Origin of the sequence: Denitratimonas organivorans (assembly GCF_037478135.1) — a bacterium.
Lineage (GTDB): Bacteria > Pseudomonadota > Gammaproteobacteria > Xanthomonadales > Xanthomonadaceae > Denitratimonas.
Genome location: NZ_JBBHDV010000004.1, coordinates 86,608 through 103,441, shown reverse-complemented (window position 1 = coordinate 103,441; position 16,834 = coordinate 86,608). Strand labels below are relative to the sequence as shown.

Sequence of the window (16,834 nt, the reverse complement as noted above, 5' to 3'; positions counted from 1 at the left end):
AGGAATCCATCATTCGAGCACCGCCTCCGCCGGCAAACCGCGCAGATTGTAGGCCGAGGCCATCACCGCGCCATAGGCGCCGGTGGTATCCACCAGCAACACGTCGCCCTCGAAGGTTTCCGGCAGGCGACGGCGACGCGCCAGTACATCGCCGGTTTCACAGATCGGGCCAACCACATCGCAGCTGATCGCATCACCTTCATCCAGCCGGCTCAGGTTGAAGACTTCGTGCCGCGCGTTGTACAGCGCCGGGCGCAGCAGCGTGTTCATGCCGCCATCCACGCCCACGCGCAGCACGCCGCCCTTGTCGATCACCTGGGTGACGCGCAGCAACAGCACACCCGCGTCTGCGACCAGATAACGGCCCGGCTCCATCCACAGCGAATACTGCGGGCACAGCGCCTTGGCCTCGGCCAGGGTGTGCGCCAATGCATCCAGATCGAAGGGATCGGCGCCGCGTTCGGCCGGCACCCCGAGGCCGCCGCCCAGATTCAGCGCGCTGATCGTGCCTAGGCTTTCAGCCGCCGCCGCCAGACGGCCGAACACATCGCGCCAATGCGAGGCGTCCAAGATGCCGCTGCCCAGATGCGCGTGCAGGCCGAAAATACGGGCACCGACCCGCCTGGCTTCCTGCGCGAAATCCTCCAGCGCCGCCAGCGGCAGACCGAACTTGGCGCCACTGCCGCCGGTGCGGACCTTTTCATGATGGCCGCGCCCATAACCCGGATCCAGCCGCAGCCACAGGTCACGGCCAGCGAACAGTTCCGGCCAGTGCCGCAGCGGATAGACACTGTCGAGCGTGACCCAGACATCGTGTGCCAGCGCGGCTTCGTATTCGGAACGCGCGGCGAAGCTCGGGGTGAACAGCACCCGGGTCGGGTCCAGCCCCGGCAACGAGTTGAAGACGTGTTCGATTTCGCCCGCCGAGACGCATTCAAAACCGAAACCCTCGGCTTCCAGCGTGCGCAGGATCTGTGGATGAGGATTGGCCTTGATCGCATAGAAGCGCCGGTCCAGCGCGCCGATGCGCCGCAGCCCGCGCGCCTTTTCGCGCACCGTCGGCAGGTCGTAGACATAGCACGGCGTGCCCTGCCCGGCCTGTTGCATCAGCACCTGCCGCCGCTGCGCCCACCACGGGCTCGGTAATGGCGCGGCGCCGCGTTCCAGCTCCTGCCAGCTTGGGCCGAACACCGCTGTTTCCTCTACCGGCATGGCCTGGGCGTGGATCAGCAGCTCATGCAGGCGCGGCAACATACCCTCGGCCACGGCCTCGTCCACGACGAAGGTCAGGTTGAGGTCGTTGGAGCTTTGCGAGATCAGATGCACACGCTCGCGCCCGAATTCGGCCAGCACGTCGGACAACTTGTGCAGCAGCGAACGCATGCCGCGCCCGACCAGCGTGATCGCCGCGCACGGCGCGATCACCTTGACCCGGCACACTTCGGAAAGATCGGCCGCCAGGCGTTCCAGCACGTCGGTGGTGACCAGATTGTCGGACGGATCCAGCGACACCGTGACATTGGCTTCCGAAGAACCGATCAGGTCCACCGACAGCCCGTGCCGCTTGAAGCGCTCGAACACGTCAGCCAGGAAGCCGACCTGCTGCCACATGCCGATGCCGTCCATCGACACCAGCACGATGCCGCGCTTGGTGCTGATCGCCTTCACCCCGGGTGCGGCATCGGCCAGACGCGGGCCGATCACGGTGCCTTCGAAATCCGGGCGCGAGGTATCGCGGATCCACAGTGGCACGCGCGCCTCGCGGCACGGCGAAATGCAGCGCGGATGCAGCACCTTGGCGCCGGTGGAAGCGATTTCCTGCGCTTCCTCGTAATCCAGCCTGGTCAGCAACCGAGCCTGCGGCACCTGGCGCGGATTGGCGCTGAACATGCCGGGCACATCGGTCCAGGTTTCCACCCGTTGCGCACCCAGCAGCGCGCCGAAACAGGCCGCCGACGTATCCGAACCACCGCGCCCGAGGATCGCGGTGCGGCCATCGTCGTCGGCACAGATGAAACCTTGCGTGATCAGCGTGTCGCCCTGCGCCGCAAAGCGTTCGTGGAAACCGGGCTCGGGCTGCAAGCGGCAATTGACCGACAGCCGCGCGGCCCAGTCGCTCTGGTTCGGCAGCACCTGCGCCCGCAGAAAAGCGCGCGCATCGCTCCAGCGCAGGTCCAGGCCATTGGCCGAGAGATAGGCCGAGCCCAAGCGGCTGGAAAACAGCTCGCCCAGCGCCAGCACGTCGGCCTGCCAGTCCAAGGCCGATACCGCCGCGCGTGGATCATCGACCAGTGCGTGCAGTTGCGCGATCAGGTCACCGATGACCGTTTCCGGATCCAGCCCCAGCTCCTGCGCGAAGGTGCGGTGACGCGTTTCCAGCGCCGCCGCCTGTTCACGCCGCTGCGCGATGTCGCCACCGGGTGCGCTCAGCGCCACCAGCGCATTGGTCACGCCGGATACCGCCGACACCACGACCAGCACGCGGAAACCTTCGGATTTTCGTTTCGCCACCAATCCGCCGATCGTGTCCCAGCGGGTCCGGCTGGAGACACTGCTGCCGCCGAACTTCAGCACGACCCACGGCGCGCTCCGGGCGCCGGGCGAATCAGTGTGCGTCATGGTGATTCCCTGCATCGGTGGCCGGTTGGGAAACCGCAGGCGCCGGCCTTCGCGCTGTGGCGGACCGATTATGTGTCAGCCCGTGATGCAATGCAGCAAAAGCGTCACAGCGCGACCGCCGCTGGCACTCCGCTGCCGTCGCGCCGCTGCCGTGCGGCATCGAGGAAAGCCCGCATGATCGGGTCCGGATCCATCAGCGAGGCGTCGCTGCCGTCATGGAATTCCGGATGCCACTGCGCGCCGAACACGAAACCCGGCCCTTCGCGCCAGATCGCCTCGACCACGCCATCCGGCGCCCGTGCCACGACACGCAGGCCCTCGCCCAGACGCGCCACGCCCTGGTGGTGGATCGAATTGATCACGCCCTGGGTGGCGCCGCCGTACCAGCCGGCCATCACGCTGTCCGGTTCGATCACCAGTGGATGGTGGTGGCGGTCATAGCGCCCGGTGTCCACATGCGAATAACTGGTGACACCCAGCGCGACCAGATCCTGGTACAGCGTGCCACCGAGCGCGACATTGATCAGTTGCATGCCGCGACAGATGCCCAGCACCGGCTTGCCGGCCTTGATGAAGGCATGGATCAGATCCAGCTCGAAGCGATCGCGCACCGGATCGGTGTCACCGACCAGATGCTCGGGTTGCTGCCCGTACCACTGCGGCTCCACATCGGAACCGCCCTGCAGCACGAGGCCGTCGATCAGCTGCACCAGATCATTCACCTGGATTTCCGAACGCCGCACCATGCCGCCGCGTTCCACCGTCGGCAGCATCACGCAGCTGGCACCCAGCGACATCACCCAGTGCGCCACCGACTGTTCCATGTATTGCAGCGACTTGTCGTGAAAACCGAGCTCGGCCGGCACCCGATGCAGGATGCGCGGCGATGCGCCGATCAGCAGTGGACGGTTGCTCATGGCAGGGACTGGCTCCAGCAAAGAACAAAAGAGCAATAGTGTATGGCGAACATCGCAGCCCGGCTCGATCAAGATCGGCGGAAATCGCGGGATTTCCGCACAAGTGGGTGCTCTCCCTTGGGCCGGCTTCCACCTATGGAACCTCTGAACAAGGCGTCTGTCCGCATCGGCGGACATGGCATCCGGCGGTATCAGTCATGCCGGAGCAGTACCCCGCCCGCCGTACGGCGAGCGGGGCATGACAGGTTCAGTTGCGCTCGGTCCAGCCGCCGCCCAGCACCTTGTACAGGGTGACGCGGTTGGCCTGTTCGGCCATGCGCACCGCAACCACCTGCTGCTGCGCTGCATACAGCGTGCGCTGCGCATCCAGCCGCACCAGATTGCTGTCCAGACCGGCGTCGTAGCGCGCCTTCGCCAGACGCTCGGCATTGGTCGCCGCTTCCAGCAGGGCCTGGCTGGCATCGACCTGTTCGGCCAGCGTGGCCGACAGCGCCAGCGCGTCGGCAACCTCGCGGAAGCCGTTCTGGATCGCCTTTTCGTACTGTGCCAGCGCGATATCGCGATCCGCCTGCGCCATGCCGAGCGCGGCCCGCAGACGCCCGCCCTGGAAGATCGGGATGTTGATCTGCGGGATGAAACTCCAGACCGTGGTGTTGCTCTCGAACAGGCCGGAGAGTTCGGTACTGACCGAACCGATGTTGCCGGTCAGCCTGATCGACGGGAAGAACGCGGCCCGCGCGGCGCTGATGTTGGCATCGGCACCGAGCAGACGATGCTCGGCGGCGATGATGTCCGGACGGCGCAGCAGGACTTCCGCCGGCAGGCCTTCCGGCAGCTGACCCAGACCAACCACGTCCTGGACCATGCCATCGGGCAGCAGGCGCGGCTCCAGCGTGACCCCGGCCAGCAGGTTCAGCGCATTGATATCGCGCTGCACCAGACCGGAAATCCGTGCCACGTCGGCACGTGCCGAAGCCACCTGGGTGCGGGTCTGTTCCAGCACCAGCTGCGATATCGCGCCCAGTTCACGCCGCGCCTGGTTCAGTTCCAGCGATTCCTCGTAGGTGGCCAGCGTCGCCTGTGCGATACGCAATTGCTCGCGGTCGGCGGCCAGGGTCAGCCACAGATTGGCGACTTCGGCCACCAGCGCCAGTTGCGCGCCGCGCTGCGATTCCTCGGTCGCCAGATACTGCTGCAACGCAGCCTGGCTGAGGTTGCGCACGCGCCCGAACAGATCCAGTTCGAATGCGGTGACACCCAGACCCACGCTGTAGGTTTCCGATTCCAGCGCCGGATTGTCGGCCCCGACGCGCTCCATCTGCGCGTTGATGCCGAGGTTCGGGAAGCGATCGGCGCGCTGGATGCGGTGCTGGGCGCGGGCGCGATCCACGTTGAGGATCGCCACGCGCAGATCGCGGTTGTTGTCCAGCGCCAGCCCGACCACTTCCTGCAGACGTGGGTCGGCGAAGAAATCGCGCCAGCCGATATCCGGCAGCGCTGTCGTGGCGCCCTCGCCTGCAACCCCGGTGCTGGCCGGCAGTGGCCATTCGGTCGGGATCATCGGGTCCGCGTCGGCGACGCTGCCGCGCGGTCCGGGGGTGGCACAACCGGCGACGAACACCACCACGGCCGCGGCCAGTGCCCTGTTCAGAAACTTAGTCATGGCTGGCAGCTCCTTCCGACGTCGCGCCTTCGCGGGTCTTGTTGCGGTTGAAGATCAACTGGATCACGACAAAGAACAGCGGAATGAAGAACACGCCCAGCGCAGTACCCACCAGCATGCCACCCACGACGCCGGTACCGATGGCGCGCTGCGCACCGGAACCTGCGCCGGTGGCGATGGCCAGCGGCAACACGCCCAGACCGAACGCCAGCGACGTCATGATGATCGGACGCAGACGATCACGAACCGCGCGCATGACGGCGGCGATCAGCTCCATACCGCTTTCCAGGTTGGCCTTGGCAAACTCCACGATCAGGATGCCGTTCTTGCTGGTCAGGCCCACCGTGGTCAGCATCGCCACCTGGAAGTAGACGTCGCGCTCCATGCCGCGGAAGGTGTTGGCCAGCACCGCACCCAGAATGCCCAGCGGCGCCACCAGCAGCACCGCGGTCGGTACCGACCAGCTTTCATACAGCGCGGCCAGACACAGGAACACGATCAACAGCGACAAGGCATACAGCAGCGGCGTCTGGGCACCGGCTTCACGCTCCTGGTACGAGACCGCGGTCCACTCGATCGCAAATCCCGTAGGCAGCTGCTCCGCCAGGCGCTCGATTTCCAGCATCGCATCGCCCGATGCCACGCCCGGCGCGGCCTCACCCTGGATTTCTACGGCGGGAACACCGTTGTAGCGTTCCAGACGCGGCGAACCCCAATCCCAGGTCGAGCTGCCGAAAGCACTGAACGGCACCATTTCGCCCTGGTTGTTCTTGACCGACCACAGATCAAAATCCTCCGGCGTCATGCGGAACGGTGCATCGGCCTGGATATAGACGCGTTTCACACGGCCGCGATCGACGAAGTCGTCGATGTACTGCCCGCCCCACGCCGCCGCCAAGGTTGCGTTGATGGCGTCCTGGGACAGCCCCAGCGCCCCGGCCTTGGCCACGTCGACATGGATCCGCAACTGCGGCGTGTCCTCCTGCCCGTTGGGGCGGACATTGGCTAGCAGCGGGCTGCCAGCGGCCATGCCCAGCAGCTGGTTGCGTGCCGCGATCAATGCATCGTGACCTTGCCCGGCGTTGTCCTTGAGGTAGAAGGCGTAACCACTGGCCACACCCAGTTCCGGCATCGCCGGAGGCGCGAACACGAAGATCATCGCGTCCTTGATCTGGCTCAGTGCCGCCATGCCACGGCCTGCCACGGCCTCGGCGCTCTTCTCAGCGTCGCCACGTTCCGCCCAATCGGTCAGCTTGATGAAGGCCATACCGGTGTTCTGCCCCATGCCGGCAAAGCTGAAGCCCTGGACCGCGAACACCGATTCCACGATGTCCGATTCGTTTTCCAGGAAGTGCTTCTCAAGCTGCTCGATCGCCTCGATCGTGCGTTCCTGGGTGGCGCCAACCGGCGTCTGCACCATCGACATCAGCACGCCCTGGTCTTCATTCGGCAGGAACGAGCTGGGCAGGCGCGTGAACATCAGGGCCATGACCACGACCATCGCGACGAACACCGCCATGAAGCGCCACGGCCGCGCCAGGATGCCGCGCACGCCGCGCTGGTAGCTGCCGCTGGTGCGGTCGAAACCACGGTTGAACCAGCCGAAGAAACGCGCCAGCGGACCACGTCTGGCATCGTGGCTTTCGCCCTTCTTCAACGGCTTGAGCATCGTCGCGCAAAGTGCCGGCGTCAGCACGATGGCCACGAGCACGGACAGCGCCATCGCCGACACGATCGTGGCGGAGAACTGGCGATAGATGACGCCGGTCGAGCCGGACATGAAGGCCATCGGCACGAACACCGCCGACAGCACCACACCGATACCGACCAGCGCACCGGTGATCTGGTCCATCGACTTGCGCGTGGCCTCCAGCGGCGACAGGCCTTCCTCGGCCATGATGCGCTCGACGTTTTCCACCACCACGATGGCGTCGTCGACGAGCAGGCCGATGGCCAGCACCATCGCGAACATTGTCAGCATGTTGACCGAGAAGCCGAGCGCTGCGAGCACGCCGAAGGTGCCCAGCAGCACCACCGGCACCGCGATGGTCGGGATGATCGTGGCGCGGAAGTTCTGCAGGAACAGGTACATCACCAGGAACACCAGCACGATGGCTTCGATCAGCGTTTTGATGACGCCCTTGATCGAAACCTGCACGAACGGCGTGGTGTCGAACGGCACGACCGACTTCATACCGGGCGGGAAGAAGGGCTCGATCTCGGTCAGCGTGGCCTTCACCCGCGCCGCGGTATCCAGGGCGTTGGCGCCGGTCGCCAGCGAAATCGCCACGCCGGTAGCGGGCTGGCCGTTGTAACGCGACTGGAACTCGTAGCTTTCGGTTCCCATTTCGACCCGCGCGATGTCACCCAGCCGCAACGCCGAGCCATCCGGGTTGCTGCGCACGATGATGTCGCGGAACTGCTCCGGGGTCTGCAACCGGTCCTGTGCGTTGATCGTGGCGTTGATCTGTTGCCCGTCGATGGCCGGGGCACCGCCGAGCAGGCCCACCGCGACCTGCGCGTTCTGCGCCCGGATCGCGGCCGTGACTTCACCGATGGACAGCTTGTAGGCGTGCAGCTTGTTCGGATCCAGCCAGATGCGCATCGCGTACTTGCCGCCGAACACCTGGATGTTGCCGACGCCGGGCACGCGGCTGAGCGGATCGACGATATTGGCACCGACATAGTCGGCGATGTCGATGCGATCCATGCTGCCGTCTTCGGACACAAAGCCGATGACCTGCAGGAATCCGCTCATGGATTTGGCGACGTTGACGCCTTGCCGCTGGACTTCCTGCGGCAACAGCGGCATCGCCAGCTGCAGCTTGTTCTGCACCTGCACCTGCGCGATGTCCGGATCGGTTCCGCTTTCGAACGTGAGCTTGACCGTGGCAAAGCCGTTGGACGAGGACTGCGACGAGAAGTACATCAAGCCGTCCAGGCCGGTCATGCTCTGCTCGATGATCTGCGTCACCGAGTCTTCGAGCACCTGTGCCGAGGCACCCGGATAGGTGGCCCGGATTTCGACCGCAGGCGGCGCCACGCTGGGATACATCGACACCGGCAGATTGGTGATGGAAAGCGCGCCGGCAAGCATGATGATGATCGCGATCACCCACGCAAAGATGGGGCGATCAATGAAGAATCGTGCCATGAGGGCTTACTCCTGGCCGGTGCTAACGGCGTTGTCGACGGTGTCGGTGATCTGGACCGGAGCGCCGGGTGCGATCTTCTGCAGGCCTTCGATCACCACGCGGTCACCGGCGGCAAGGCCGGACTCGACCAGCCACTGATCACCAATGGTGCGGCTCACCACGACAGGACGCCGCTCGACGACACCGTCGGGGTTGACCACCATGGCACTGGTGTTGCCCTTGGGATCACGCGCGATCGCACGCTGTGGTACCAGCACTGCATCGGCCCGGATGCCGGCGGCCAGTTCGGCACGCACATACATGCCGGGCATCAGCACATGGTCCGGATTCGGCACTTCGATCCGCAGCGCAAAGGAGCCGGTGCTCGGATCCACCGCCACTTCGGAGAACTTCAACGTGCCCTGATACGGGAAGGCGCTGCCGTCTTCCAGCAGGATCGTCACCGGCATTGATTCGTCACCGCGCGAAAGACGCCCTTCGTCCAGCGAACGGCGCAGCTCGAGCAGCTCGGTGCTGGACTGGGTCACGTCCACATAGATCGGATCCAGCTGCTGTACCGTGGCCAGCGCCTGCGGCTGATTGGCCGTGACCAACGCGCCCGGCGTGACATTGGAGCGGCCGATGCGCCCGCTGATCGGCGAGGTGATGCGGGCATAGCCCAGCGTCACATTGGCGGCATCCAGAGCGGCACGGGCGACGCCGACATCGGCCTGGGCCTGGGCCAGCGCGGCGGTCGCATTGTCGTTGTCCTGCACGCTGACCGCGTCGATTTTCGCCAGCTCGGCGATGCGCTCGGCGGTCAGTTTGGCCGCGGCCAGGGTCGCCTGCGCACGCGCCAGCTGGGCTCGCGCGCTGTTCGCGGCGGCACGGTACGTGGCATCGTCGATCTGGTACAGCGGCTGGCCCTTCTGCACCAGTTCACCCTCGGTGAACAGGCGTTCGGCGATCAGTCCACTGACCTGCGGGCGGACTTCCGCCACCAGCCAAGCGTTGGTGCGGCCCGGCAGTTCACGGGTGAGCGTGACATCCTGCGCGCCAAGTACCGCGACGGTGACGGCCGGCGTGGGCGGTGGGCCGCCCTGCTCTTCCGGACTGCATGCGGTCATTGCGACAGCGAGCGCGGCAATCAGCGACAGGGCGAGCTTGCGGGGGAACGTGGCCATGGGGCTACCTTCTTGTTGGGTGCTGGAAAAGGATACGCCCAGGCCGATGGCAAGCGGCGCTGGGCGTTCATGGTTGACTCGTGTAATATACATACATGTATGTATGTTGGTCAAGAACCATTCCCAACACGATGTTCATGGGAGAGTTGAAAATGGCACGAAGAACAAAGGAGGACGCGCAGGAAACCCGCGAGGCGATCCTCGACGCGGCCGAGGACTGTCTGGTGGAATCCGGTGTCGCGCGCACCAGCCTGGAAGCTATCGCGACCCGCGCTGGCGTCACCCGGGGCGCGGTGTACTGGCACTTCAAGAACAAGGCCGAAGTGGTCGATGCGGTGGTGAACCGTGTCAGTTTGCCGTTCTATCACGGGCTTGAGCGCGTTTCCCGTGCCGATGGCACTACCCCGCTGCGCGATCTGCGCGAAATGCTGCGTGCGTCATTTTCCGACCTTGCCAATACGCCACGGGTACGCTGTGTAATCGAGGTCATCGAGCTGCGCAGCGAAGTACCGGCCGAAGGCGATGCGATCAGCGATCTGCGCAAGGCCGGCATGCGCAAGACCCATGCGCGGATTTCGGCCGCCTTCGCGCGCGCCGCAGCACTGGGCCAGTTGCGTCCGGACATGGATCCGGAGAGCTGCGCGCGCAGCCTGCACTTCGTGATCTTCGGCGCCCTGCGCATGTACCTGCTGGATCCCGAACATATCGATCTCAAGCGCGACGGTCTGGCCGCGATCGACCTGGCGCTGCGCGCCGTCGCCAGCGACCCCGCACATCTGGAGCCGGTGGCCTGATCGCCGCTACGGATGACACGCTTCCGCCCCACTCCTTTGCCCATGCACAACCCACCTGTCCGCGCCCGCTTGCTGAATCTGGGCCCTATGGCCCAGCTGCGCGCCGGAAAATTGTCGGTGCGCCTGTCCCGGCTCGGCGTCGGCCTTGCCCTGTATGGCGTGTCGGTAGCGATGATGATCCGCGCCGCCATCGGTGCCTCGCCCTGGGATGTGTTCCACCAGGGTCTGGCGCGGCACCTGCCGCTGAGTTTCGGCGTGGTGATGGTGCTGGCCTCGATCGCGGTGCTGCTGATCTGGATTCCACTGCGCCAGAAGCCGGGCCTGGGCACGATCGCGAACACGCTGATGATCGGCCCGTTCGCCAATCTGGGCCTGGCGCTGATCGCCACGCCGGATGCACTGTGGGCACGCGTGCTGCTGATGCTCGGCGGGGTGCTGCTGTGCGGTTTCGCCACCGGCCTGTATATCGGCGCGCAGTTGGGCACCGGCCCGCGCGATGGCCTGATGACCGGGCTGGCCCGTCGCAGCGGCTGGCCGATCCGACGAGTACGCACCCTGATCGAAGTGGCGGTGCTGCTGGCCGGCGTACTGCTTGGGGGCGTGGTCGGCGCCGGCACCCTGGTGTTCGCGCTGGGCGTGGGGCCGGCGACGCAGTATTTCCTGCCACGCCTGGTGGTGCCGCTGGAAATTGCACCTCCCGCCAGCGCGCAGCACGCGGAAACCTGAGCAACGAAAACGGGGCCCGCAGGCCCCGTCCGTCTCGTCCCTGAGAACACCCGGATCAGTGTGCCGGGCTTACATCTACCCGGACCTGCAATTGCGGGCCGGGCGGATGCTCGGTCACGGTCTGATATAGCCGGCCGTGATAGCGGTAGGTGACCTCGTAACCGGTGACCTGCTCGTACTGCTGATAGTGGGCCTGCGGTTCGCAGCGGCGTTCGTAACGGGTGTAGCTGCGGCCCGGCACGTAGTGGCCGCCCTGTGAGTCGCGCACCAGTTCGTAACCCAGCATCGCACCGGCGGCGGTGGCCGCGTGGCGCCCGCGACCATGCCCGAACTGGTTGCCGATCACGCCACCGATGATGCCGCCGACCACGGCCGGCGCGCGTGGACGGTCGTGGCGCACATAACGGTCCGGCTCATGGTGGACCACCGGCTCGTCCCAGCACTGCTGCTGGTAAGACGGTTTTTCGATCATCCGGATCAGCGGTTCGACCCGCACCACTTCGGCCCAGTCATAAACCGGTTCGACATCCTGGCGCCAGCCCTGCGCAAGCGCGGCTCCCGGCAGCGCCAGCGCCAGCAGTATGGCGCCACTCAATACAAGGATGATCGGCATGCGCATCGTGGTTCTCCTGCAACCTGGCCGTTATGGCTCCCAGGCACGCTAGGCATCAGGCACTTAATCGGTTGTGAACTTGTCCGCGTGATTCAAACCGCAGACAGCCTCGCACGGGCGGGCAGCTGCCTATACTCGCGCCCGTTTGCGCCATCCAAATCCACAACCGATGCAACCGCTGCCGCCCGCCCGCTTTGTACTGGCCTGCCTGTTGGCGGCGATGTCCTGCGCGCTACCGGCCCAACCCGAGGTCGATGCCCGGATTGAAGCGGAGCCCGAACTGGATGCCGCCGATCTGGTGATGCCGGCGCTGCTGCACGGTCCGGATTATCGGGTCGATCCGGATGTGCCCGTGGTGGGCTACCAGGCCCGCTTCCTGATCCGCACACCCTGGGGCCAGATTCCTGCCGAAAGCCGCGAGATGCTGGCGCTGCGCATCGCCGAAATGCCGGCGGTGGAAGCCCTGCATGACGCCTCGGTCAGTGAAACACTGGCACAGGCGAGTACCGAGGCGGCCACCGCACTCGGGCGCAGCGCGGCGCGGATCGCGCGCCAGCCGCTGGCCACCGTGACCGGCCTGCCCGGCGGCGTGGCGCGCTACTTCGTGCGCCAATGGCGCAAGCTGGATCAGCGGGCCACGCGCCTGGGCGACCGCATCCAGCGCAGTCTTGGCGAGGACGGCAATCCCTATTCCGACGCGGAAGGTCCGCTCACCGCCACCCGCGTTTCCGATCCCGAACCGCGCCCCTGGTACCGCAAGCCGGTGCGCGAAACCTCCCGGCTGGTGCGCAGCGAGCTGGGCTACAGCCGCGCCCGGCGCGAACTGGCGCAAAAGCTGGGCGTCGATCCGGCTACCAGCAATCCGCTGCTGCGCCCGCGACTGGATGCATTGACCTGGGCCAGTGCCGGCGGACGCACGCTGGGCTCGCTGGCACTCGGCGGATTGGACGGCGGACTGGAAGACATGGTTGGCCATGTCGGCCAGATCGACGAGGTGGTCTGGACGCTTGATCCGGACGATCTGCTGGCGCGCAACGAGGCGCGACTGTCGGCCCATTGCCAGGACGCACGGCAACGTCGCCGGTTTTTCCGCCATCGCCCGTTCACGCCGGCGCTACAGACACGGATGGTGGAACTGCTGCACGATCTGGCGCCGGCGGAAGGCTGCGAGGCCCTGCTGGATGTGGCACTGATGAGCGGGGATGAAGTGGAAGCACGCTTCCTGATCAATACCTTGCGCCTGACCGCGGCCTACCTCGGCGACGCCCGGCGTGGCATCCGGCTGGTGCCGATTGGCGCCACGCTGGAAATCCACACCGCCAGCGGCGAATGCCTGCTGCCGCTGCCGGTGGACCATCTTTCCTGGACGTTCCAGGTGCGTGATTTCTTCGACGCGGCCCCTGCACCTTGCGTGCAGGGCACCGTACTGACATCCGGCGGCATCAGCCGGCTGGCGCAACGCCAACTGACGCAGCGCGGCTACAGCCTGGTGCAGCACCTGCCCTGGCCGGATGCGCCCGCACTGGGCTTTTCGCCTTCGCAACCGGAGGCGGCGCTGCCACGGGACAGTGTCCATTCGCGGGATTGAACCGGCGGAATTGAACCGGAGGTTTCCCCTCAGGCCGCCGCTTCGCGTGCAGCCACGGCACGGCGTGCGCGCACCGCGCGATCCAGCCGTTCCAGCACCGCGACCGAATCCTCCCAGCCGATGCAGCCGTCGGTGATGCTCTGCCCGTAGACCAGCGGCTGGCCATCGATCTGATCCTGACGCCCAGTCACGAGGTGACTTTCGACCATGACGCCAACCACGCGGCGTTCGCCGGCTTCCAGCTGGGCGGCAATATCGTCGATCACCGCCGGCTGGTTTTCCGGCTTCTTGCTGCTGTTGGCATGGCTGGCGTCGATCATCAGGCGCGGGCGCAGGCCGGCCTTCTCCAGCACCGCGCTGGCGGCTGCGACACTGGCGGCATCGTAATTGGGCTGGCTGCCGCCGCGCAGAATGACGTGGCAATCACCGTTACCGGCGGTCGCCGCGATCGCGGTGCGACCATCCTTGGTGACGGCCAGGAAATGATGAGGATGGCCGGCGGCCTGGACCGCGTCGACTGCGATCTTCACATTGCCGTCGGTGCCGTTCTTGAAGCCGACCGGGCAGGACAGCCCCGAAGCCATTTCACGATGCACCTGGCTCTCGGTGGTGCGCGCACCGATCGCGCCCCAGGCCACCAGATCGGCCAGGTATTGCGGCGTGATCATGTCGAGGAACTCGCAACCGGCCGGCAGGCCCAGCGCATTGATGTCGCGCAGCAGGCTGCGCGCTAGCACCAGTCCTTGGTCGATGCGGAAACTGCCGTCCAGGTACGGATCGTTGATCAGGCCTTTCCAGCCAACCGTGGTGCGCGGTTTTTCGAAGTAGACCCGCATCACCACTTCCAGCGTGTCGGCGAAGCGCTCGCGCTCGCGCAGCAGGCGGCGGGCGTAGTCCAGCGCCGCGACCGGATCGTGGATCGAGCACGGCCCAATGACCACGGCGAGGCGATCATCGCGCCCGTGCAGGATGTCGTGCAGGCCGCGACGGCTGCGGGCGACAGTGTTCGAGGCCATGTCATCGCAGACCACTTGCGAGATCACATCGGACGGCGTCGGCAGCGGCTTGATCTGGCGAATGCGCAAGTCATCGGTATGACGGTTCATTTCTGGTTGCTCCTGGGGTGGGTGCCAGGCTGGCGGCAACAAAAAAGCCGCCAGGGGCTGGCGGCTTTGGGGATTCTTGTTTGCGGTCTTGTCAGGACGCGCACACACCACGCAGCGCCAGCGGCTTGTGCAGGCGATAGAAAAAGTACCAATAGCGGCGGGCGACGGTGTGCATGGCGAACATCAATACCACAGGCGGATGGCAGTTGGAACCGTCGCGTGCAATTTTCTGCCGTTTTCCCTTTATAGATGGCGAATTTTGCAATCCACATGCGCACATTTCCTCTACAACAGCACAATCGTGATCGAAAAACGCAGCCTGCAAGACGGGATCGGATTGCCCGCCGGAACTGCGTAGAATCCGCACATGGCATCGCACCGCCCTTCCCTGCAACGTTACTTCCTGTCCGGCCTGATCACGCTGCTGCCGCTGTGGCTCACCGTGATCGTGTTCCGCTTCGTGTTCGTGCTGCTGTCGGACATCAGCCGGCCCTGGATCACGCCGCTGCTGGCCAGGCTGGCCAACCAGTTTCCGCTGACGCTGGGCTGGCTCGGCGCACCGTGGGTGCAGACCGCGCTGGCGCTGATCGCCACCTTGGCGGTGATCATCGGCGTGGGCGTGATGGCGCATCGCGTGCTCGGGCAACGCCTGCTGCGCTGGTTCGAAGCCGGCATCCAGCGCGTGCCGTTGGCCAATCTGGTCTACGGCGCGGTGCGCAAGCTGATCGACATACTGCAAACCCAGCCGGAAGGCGCGCAGCGCGTGGTGCTGATCGACTTCCCGCACCGCGACATGAAGGTCATCGGCTTCGTCACCCGCGTACTGCGCGAGGAAGGCAGCGAGCGCGAACTGGCTGCCGTCTACGTGCCGACTACACCGAATCCGACCTCCGGCTATCTGGAGGTGGTGCCGGTGGAAAGCCTCACACCAACCGACTGGAGCGTCGATCAGGCGATGAGCTTCATCATCTCCGGCGGTGCGGTCAGCCCGGAAACCATCCCGTTCACGCGCAGCGCCGATCGCAACGCGGCGACCACGCCGGATGAAGCCGCGACCACAGCCACCGCCGACGGCAACACCCCGCCAGCCGCCTGAAACAGCCAGCCGCCCCGGCTATTCAAAGCCGTTTCCGAAGATCCGCAGCGACGCCAGCCAGCGCACCTCCACCATGCCGCCATCCTCCAGCATGGCGCGCGCCCGCAAATGCTGTGCAGCCGCGCCACCTGGCGGTGAATAACCACCGAGTTGCCAACCATGCGCCACCGCGTCCATCGCGCCGACGGGGACGAAGTCAATGCCGTCATCCGACGCTTCCAGTACCGGCGTGGAGGCCAGCAACGGTACGTATCCGCTGCGCCACCATGTTACGGTGCTGCCGCTGGCCTCCAGTTCGTCCTGGCTGGCAGCTGCAGGCGGCTGGATCGCGAACAGGTTGGGACGCGGCAGATTGAAGAAGCCACCGACCAGCATCCGCCCGCCGGCCTCCATCGCCAGCGCCATGGCGTAACTGTCCATCAGCATCTCGGGAACACCGGTATCGCGCAGGCCGTTCTCAAACAGCACCGCGACCCGTGCGCTGCCGGATGCATTCCCGACCCAGCTCCAGTCACCGGAAACCACGATGCGGCCATCCAGCAGTGGCCGGATCTGTCGCACCTTGCCGCCGTAACGCAGGCCGGCATCGACAAAGCCCTGGTCGAGGCTGCCATTGATGTTCAAGCGCGCGATGTAGGGCCGGACCGCGTCGCCGACTTCGCCGAAAGCACCGCCGACCAGAATCCTGCCGTCGGCCTGCAGGGCCAGGGTTTCGACCTGGCCGAGGATCTGAGGATCGGCAAATCCCGTGTCCAGCCCGCCGTTGCTGGTCAAGCGTGCGACGGCTGCTCGCGGCTGGCCGTGCACCTCATCGAACCAGCCACCGATCAGGATCCGGCCATCGGGCTGCAGCACGATGGCTTCCACCTCACCCTCCAGTTGCGGATCGGCAAACCCCGCATCGAGACCGCCATCGTCGCTGAGCCGCGCCAGAAAACGCCGTGCACTGCCATCGACCTGGTCAAAGCGCCCGGCGACCAGCACCTTGCCGTCCGGCTGCACCGCCAGACGGCGTACGCCGTCATCCAGATCGGCCTGGAAATCGCTGTCCACGCTGCCATCGTCGTGCAGCCGCACCAGATGCCATCGTGTGGGGCCGCCAACCGTTTCGAAATCCCCGCCCACCAGGATGCCGCCGTCGGGCGTCAGGCCAAGCGCATCGACGCGGCCGGAGAACACCGGCGGCAAAAAATCCGCATCCAGACCGCCATCGGCATGCAGCCGCGCCAGCCCGCCGCGTGACTGGCCGTTGACGCTGGAGAACTCCCCGCCGATCAGGATCCTGCCTCCAGGCGCCACGATCACCGCGTTGACATCGCCATTGACCTGCGGCGCGAACAGCATCTGCGCATGGGTGGCTGGCGCCGTTGTCGTCGACAGCATCATCGTCAACA

At 65.8% G+C, this 16,834-nt stretch carries 12 protein-coding genes and 1 pseudogene; 4 read left to right on the top strand and 9 right to left on the bottom strand.

Going from position 1 to position 16,834, the window contains the following annotated elements:
* Window positions 1–9 precede the first annotated feature (9 nt).
* The 5 genes from WDB66_RS05845 to WDB66_RS05825 form a co-directional block, all read right to left on the bottom strand.
* The gene (locus WDB66_RS05845; RefSeq protein ID WP_339397600.1) at window positions 10–2,619 is read right to left on the bottom strand and encodes a bifunctional aspartate kinase/diaminopimelate decarboxylase; all 2,610 of its coding nucleotides are present in this window, start codon (window positions 2,617–2,619) and stop codon (window positions 10–12) included.
* 104 nt (window positions 2,620–2,723) lie between these two features.
* Entirely contained in the window at window positions 2,724–3,536 is an 813-nt protein-coding gene (locus WDB66_RS05840) for a gamma-glutamyl-gamma-aminobutyrate hydrolase family protein (RefSeq protein WP_339397599.1), read from the bottom strand.
* 247 nt (window positions 3,537–3,783) lie between these two features.
* Entirely contained in the window at window positions 3,784–5,199 is a 1,416-nt protein-coding gene (locus WDB66_RS05835) for an efflux transporter outer membrane subunit (RefSeq protein ID WP_339397598.1), read from the bottom strand.
* A complete protein-coding gene (locus WDB66_RS05830) occupies window positions 5,192–8,353 on the bottom strand; it encodes an efflux RND transporter permease subunit (protein WP_339397597.1) in 3,162 nt (1,053 codons plus the stop codon). Before WDB66_RS05830 ends, WDB66_RS05835 begins: the two co-directional genes overlap by 8 nt.
* A 6-nt stretch (window positions 8,354–8,359) precedes the next feature.
* Window positions 8,360–9,517 (bottom strand): efflux RND transporter periplasmic adaptor subunit, encoded by a 1,158-nt coding sequence (locus WDB66_RS05825; RefSeq protein ID WP_339397596.1) that lies wholly within the window; start codon window positions 9,515–9,517, stop codon window positions 8,360–8,362.
* Between the two features lie 152 nt (window positions 9,518–9,669).
* On the opposite strand from WDB66_RS05825, the gene WDB66_RS05820 reads away from it, so the two are divergent.
* Both WDB66_RS05820 and yczE read left to right on the top strand, forming a co-directional pair.
* Entirely contained in the window at window positions 9,670–10,311 is a 642-nt protein-coding gene (locus WDB66_RS05820) for a TetR family transcriptional regulator (protein ID WP_339397595.1), read from the top strand.
* Window positions 10,312–10,428: 117 nt separating this feature from the next.
* Complete coding sequence (gene yczE, locus WDB66_RS05815) at window positions 10,429–11,037, top strand: membrane protein YczE (RefSeq protein ID WP_339397594.1); 609 nt, start codon at window positions 10,429–10,431, stop codon at window positions 11,035–11,037.
* Between the two features lie 55 nt (window positions 11,038–11,092).
* On the opposite strand, the gene WDB66_RS05810 is transcribed toward yczE, so the two are convergent.
* Window positions 11,093–11,656, bottom strand: coding sequence for a glycine zipper 2TM domain-containing protein (locus WDB66_RS05810; protein WP_339397593.1), 564 nt, complete (start codon window positions 11,654–11,656; stop codon window positions 11,093–11,095).
* Window positions 11,657–11,819: 163 nt separating this feature from the next.
* On the opposite strand from WDB66_RS05810, the gene WDB66_RS05805 reads away from it, so the two are divergent.
* A complete protein-coding gene (locus tag WDB66_RS05805) occupies window positions 11,820–13,238 on the top strand; it encodes a hypothetical protein (protein WP_339397592.1) in 1,419 nt (472 codons plus the stop codon).
* Between the two features lie 29 nt (window positions 13,239–13,267).
* Here WDB66_RS05805 and WDB66_RS05800 read toward each other — a convergent pair whose 3' ends face one another.
* A complete protein-coding gene (locus WDB66_RS05800) occupies window positions 13,268–14,344 on the bottom strand; it encodes a 3-deoxy-7-phosphoheptulonate synthase (protein WP_339397591.1) in 1,077 nt (358 codons plus the stop codon).
* A 91-nt stretch (window positions 14,345–14,435) separates the two neighbouring features.
* The gene (locus tag WDB66_RS05795; RefSeq protein WP_339397590.1) at window positions 14,436–14,669 is read right to left on the bottom strand and encodes a hypothetical protein; all 234 of its coding nucleotides are present in this window, start codon (window positions 14,667–14,669) and stop codon (window positions 14,436–14,438) included.
* Window positions 14,670–14,711: 42 nt separating this feature from the next.
* Between WDB66_RS05795 and WDB66_RS05790 the strand changes: the two are divergent.
* A pseudogene (locus tag WDB66_RS05790) lies at window positions 14,712–15,368 on the top strand (DUF502 domain-containing protein); the annotation flags it as partial.
* Between the two features lie 90 nt (window positions 15,369–15,458).
* Here the strand turns inward: WDB66_RS05790 and WDB66_RS05785 are convergent.
* Window positions 15,459–16,826 (bottom strand): delta-60 repeat domain-containing protein, encoded by a 1,368-nt coding sequence (locus tag WDB66_RS05785; protein ID WP_339397589.1) that lies wholly within the window; start codon window positions 16,824–16,826, stop codon window positions 15,459–15,461.
* Between the last annotated feature and the right edge of the window lie 8 nt (window positions 16,827–16,834).

Bases quoted from the DNA above. Each gene is read 5' to 3' on its own strand.
- WDB66_RS05845 (WP_339397600.1), bottom strand. From the start codon at position 2,619: ATGACGCACACTGATTCGCCCGGCGCCCGGAGCGCGCCGTGGGTCGTG.
- WDB66_RS05840 (WP_339397599.1), bottom strand. From the start codon at position 3,536: ATGAGCAACCGTCCACTGCTGATCGGCGCATCGCCGCGCATCCTGCAT.
- WDB66_RS05835 (WP_339397598.1), bottom strand. From the start codon at position 5,199: ATGACTAAGTTTCTGAACAGGGCACTGGCCGCGGCCGTGGTGGTGTTC.
- WDB66_RS05830 (WP_339397597.1), bottom strand. From the start codon at position 8,353: ATGGCACGATTCTTCATTGATCGCCCCATCTTTGCGTGGGTGATCGCG.
- WDB66_RS05825 (WP_339397596.1), bottom strand. From the start codon at position 9,517: ATGGCCACGTTCCCCCGCAAGCTCGCCCTGTCGCTGATTGCCGCGCTC.
- WDB66_RS05820 (WP_339397595.1), top strand. From the start codon at position 9,670: ATGGCACGAAGAACAAAGGAGGACGCGCAGGAAACCCGCGAGGCGATC.
- WDB66_RS05810 (WP_339397593.1), bottom strand. From the start codon at position 11,656: ATGCGCATGCCGATCATCCTTGTATTGAGTGGCGCCATACTGCTGGCG.
- WDB66_RS05805 (WP_339397592.1), top strand. From the start codon at position 11,820: ATGCAACCGCTGCCGCCCGCCCGCTTTGTACTGGCCTGCCTGTTGGCG.
- WDB66_RS05800 (WP_339397591.1), bottom strand. From the start codon at position 14,344: ATGAACCGTCATACCGATGACTTGCGCATTCGCCAGATCAAGCCGCTG.
- WDB66_RS05785 (WP_339397589.1), bottom strand. From the start codon at position 16,826: ATGATGCTGTCGACGACAACGGCGCCAGCCACCCATGCGCAGATGCTG.